The following is a 2,885-nucleotide window of genomic DNA, read 5'->3' as shown; positions in this document are numbered from 1 at the left end:
CTGATACTTTAATTATCCTCAAACAATGTGCTACTTCAGATGAGAATCCAGATGCGCGACAAACAGCAGTACGACAATTAGCTCAGGGATGGAAAGATGATCCTGACACTTTACCTTGGCTTAAATCTCTTATTCAGTCAGATGAACATCCAAATGTGCGAGAAGCCGGAGTCGAAGAGTTAGCCAAATTTTGGAAAGATGACCCTGAGACTTTACCTTGGCTCAAATCTCTTACTAACGCTGATAATTGGATTATGCGAGGAGCAGTAATGATACAGCTAGTCAAAATTTGGAAAGATGATTCAGATACCCTAAATATCGTTAAATCTTTTGCTCAGTCAGATGAGCATTGGGCTGTGAGAGGAGAAGCAATTGAACACTTAGCCGAGGGTTGGAAAGACAACCCAGAAATATTACCCATTCTAAAACTTTGCGCTCAGTCAGATAAAAATTGGGGAGTGCGACAACAAGCTGTACATCAGATAGCAAAAGGTTGGAAAGATAATTTTGATGTCTTAGATTGGCTTAAAACCTGCGTTCAAAATGATTCCGATTCAGTAGCAGAACAAGTAACAGTAGAGGAGCTAGCTAGAGATTGGAAAAACCATCCAAAAACTTTACCTTGGCTTAAATCGCTTGTGCTATCTGATGATGACTGGTTTGTGAGACAAGGATTGATGCCAGAATTAGCCAAAAGGTGGAAATATGAACCTGGTATGTTTGAATTTTTCCGCGATCTTGCTATTCAAGATAACTTTGAGCGAGAGGCAGACTGGCAAGGTAATCCTCGTCAGACTTCACTTGAAGTAATTATTGAACATTATCCTAATCATCCCCAGACTTTACCACTGTTGCGCGATCGCGCAGAGAATGACCCAGATGAGCAAGTGCGGGAATTTGCTCAGAAGAAATTGGCACAATTAGAGAAGTAAAAGAGTTGCAAAAATATGAATAACACAGAAGTTCGTCAGCAAATCAACCAATATTTAGATGTATTATCTTCAGAACGCTTACAACTGGTTGCTGATTTTTTAGCATATCTAGCAGATAAGGAGAGTGAAGATGCTACCCAAGAGTTACTTGATATCCCTGGATTTATTGAATCTTTTGAAATAGGTAAAAAAGATATTACTGAAGGTCGGGTAAAAAGCTGGAGAACAATTCGTAATTCGTAATTCGTAATTCGTAATTATGTTTCAGAAGAATGAAATATACAATTGTGATTCAATGGTCAGAAGAAGATCAATGTTATGTGGTTTTGTTCCCTGAGTTTACGGATATAATGCAGCCTTGCACTCACGGAGAGTCTTATGAAGACGCTCTTAAAAATGCTCAGGAAGTTCTAGAAATGCTGATTGAATCATCTTTGGCTGACAGTGAAACTCTACCAGAGCCTAAAACGCTAGGAAAATCCTTGGAAGTTGTATAGATAAGCAAACAGAGTAGTGGTAAATCAGGGGAGTGAAAATGTAAACAGAGGCTATGCCCAAGAAAATCAGAGAACTCAAAAGCTTATTGCTGCAAGCAGGGTTTAGTTACCGTCCTGGAAAAGGTAGCCATACTAATTGGTATCATCCCCTCCTACCTGGGAGAGTTACTATATCAGGTAAAGACGGAAATGATGCTAAAGCTTACCAAGAGAAGGATGTTAATAACGCACTTCAAAGATTAGAAGAAATTAAAAATGCTCAAGAGGAAGAAAAAGAATGAATTCTCACTACACAATTATTATTCAGTGGTCTGATGAAGATGAGTGTTTTGTTGTCAGTCTTCCTGAATGGGGAGAATTTTGTCACACTCACGGAGATACTTATGAAGAAGCTTTGAAAAATGCTCAGGAAGTTTTAGAAATGCTGATTGAATCATCTTTGGCTGATGGTGAACCTTTACCAGAGCCTAAGAAGCTAGGAAAGTCTTTGGAAGTTGCATAAAATTTATGAATTAAAAAGGTAGCTTATGAACACATCTATAAATACAACCAAAGTCTACGATGAAATTATAGAGTTTATTGTTGCTGGAACCACTCCCCAAAGCGTTATCGATTTCAAACTCTCGGATGCAGCCAAAGACCGTTTAGAGAATCTCGTTTACCGCGCAAAAACTGAAGGTATTACAGGAAGTGATAAGCGAGAGTTAGATCATTTCCTGACGCTAGAGCATATCATGACTTTGGCAAAAGCAAGAGCTAATCAGTACATCAGCGTTAAAACAGATAAATAAATAGGTTATGATGTGCGATCGCACCCACCAATGGGAATTCTATACTTAGCATCTATTGCTACTTCACCATTAGAACTCCCAAGGTAAATATATAATGGCCTATCAAAATATTGCAGCCGCCCTTTCGCCACAAGATATCCAAGAAATTAAAGCTGCGCTACAGACAGTCCAAAGAAAGATGCCCTTTCTGATTACTCTCAGCACTGAAGAACGGCGTAAGCTGGTAAAAATGGGCGATAAAAGCCTAGCCTTTGTAAACAATAGCGTCACTGCTGCTCAGTCTAACCGCGAAATTCTTCCAGCCACTTTTGATGTTGAGGAACTGGTTCAAGATTATCAATTAGCCACTGTGCTTACAGAACTTTTAACCTCAATGCAGCAACTCACCGAACAAGTAGATGATACCCTAATGGCTGTCGGCAGTGAAGCGATGACTAGCAGTTTGACTGTTTATGATTACGTGAAGACTGCATCAAAAAAGACTCCAGGCTTAAAAACTGTTGCTGAACAGTTGGGTGAACGCTTTAAGGCTATTGGTAAAGGTAAATCTGCAAAAACTCCCGTCTCTTGATAATTTAAGACTCATTCACAAACTGTAGGGGCGTACATTTGTACGCCCCTATTCTGTTTATCCACCTTTTATCTCCGTTAATGAGTCTTTGAAC

7 protein-coding genes are annotated in these 2,885 nt (G+C 39.3%); all 7 read left to right on the top strand.

Features of this window, described 5'->3' with window-relative positions; translation table 11 throughout:
* Positions 1-932: HEAT repeat domain-containing protein (locus A4S05_RS40695; RefSeq protein ID WP_218107987.1), on the top strand; the 932-nt coding region annotated here is incomplete at its 5' end.
* A gap of 15 nt (positions 933-947) precedes the next feature.
* A complete protein-coding gene (locus A4S05_RS28265; RefSeq protein WP_069073107.1) occupies positions 948-1,175 on the top strand; it encodes a hypothetical protein in 228 nt (75 codons plus the stop codon).
* Positions 1,176-1,204: 29 nt separating this feature from the next.
* Positions 1,205-1,429, top strand: coding sequence for a type II toxin-antitoxin system HicB family antitoxin (locus A4S05_RS28260; protein WP_069073106.1), 225 nt, complete (start codon positions 1,205-1,207; stop codon positions 1,427-1,429).
* Between the two features lie 53 nt (positions 1,430-1,482).
* Positions 1,483-1,710, top strand: coding sequence for a type II toxin-antitoxin system HicA family toxin (locus A4S05_RS28255; RefSeq protein ID WP_069073105.1), 228 nt, complete (start codon positions 1,483-1,485; stop codon positions 1,708-1,710).
* Positions 1,707-1,931: a type II toxin-antitoxin system HicB family antitoxin gene (locus A4S05_RS28250; RefSeq protein ID WP_069073104.1), complete on the top strand. Its 225-nt coding sequence runs from the start codon at positions 1,707-1,709 to the stop codon at positions 1,929-1,931. Before A4S05_RS28255 ends, A4S05_RS28250 begins: the two co-directional genes overlap by 4 nt.
* Before the next feature lie 25 nt (positions 1,932-1,956).
* The gene (locus tag A4S05_RS28245; RefSeq protein WP_069073103.1) at positions 1,957-2,220 is read left to right on the top strand and encodes a hypothetical protein; all 264 of its coding nucleotides are present in this window, start codon (positions 1,957-1,959) and stop codon (positions 2,218-2,220) included.
* A gap of 94 nt (positions 2,221-2,314) precedes the next feature.
* Positions 2,315-2,791, top strand: coding sequence for a hypothetical protein (locus A4S05_RS28240; protein ID WP_069073102.1), 477 nt, complete (start codon positions 2,315-2,317; stop codon positions 2,789-2,791).
* Positions 2,792-2,885: the final 94 nt, after the last annotated feature.

The organism is Nostoc sp. KVJ20 (genome assembly GCF_001712795.1).
Lineage (GTDB): Bacteria > Cyanobacteriota > Cyanobacteriia > Cyanobacteriales > Nostocaceae > Nostoc.
The sequence above is the reverse complement of the archived record's forward strand: the minus strand, read 5'-3'. Positions and strand labels throughout refer to the sequence as shown.

What these genes read in the sequence shown, in the direction of transcription:
- A4S05_RS28255 (WP_069073105.1), top strand. Translation starts at nt 1,483, where the DNA reads ATGCCCAAGAAAATCAGAGAACTCAAAAGCTTATTGCTGCAAGCAGGG.
- A4S05_RS28250 (WP_069073104.1), top strand. Translation starts at nt 1,707, where the DNA reads ATGAATTCTCACTACACAATTATTATTCAGTGGTCTGATGAAGATGAG.
- A4S05_RS28245 (WP_069073103.1), top strand. Translation starts at nt 1,957, where the DNA reads ATGAACACATCTATAAATACAACCAAAGTCTACGATGAAATTATAGAG.
- A4S05_RS28265 (WP_069073107.1), top strand. Translation starts at nt 948, where the DNA reads ATGAATAACACAGAAGTTCGTCAGCAAATCAACCAATATTTAGATGTA.
- A4S05_RS28240 (WP_069073102.1), top strand. Translation starts at nt 2,315, where the DNA reads ATGGCCTATCAAAATATTGCAGCCGCCCTTTCGCCACAAGATATCCAA.
- A4S05_RS28260 (WP_069073106.1), top strand. Translation starts at nt 1,205, where the DNA reads ATGAAATATACAATTGTGATTCAATGGTCAGAAGAAGATCAATGTTAT.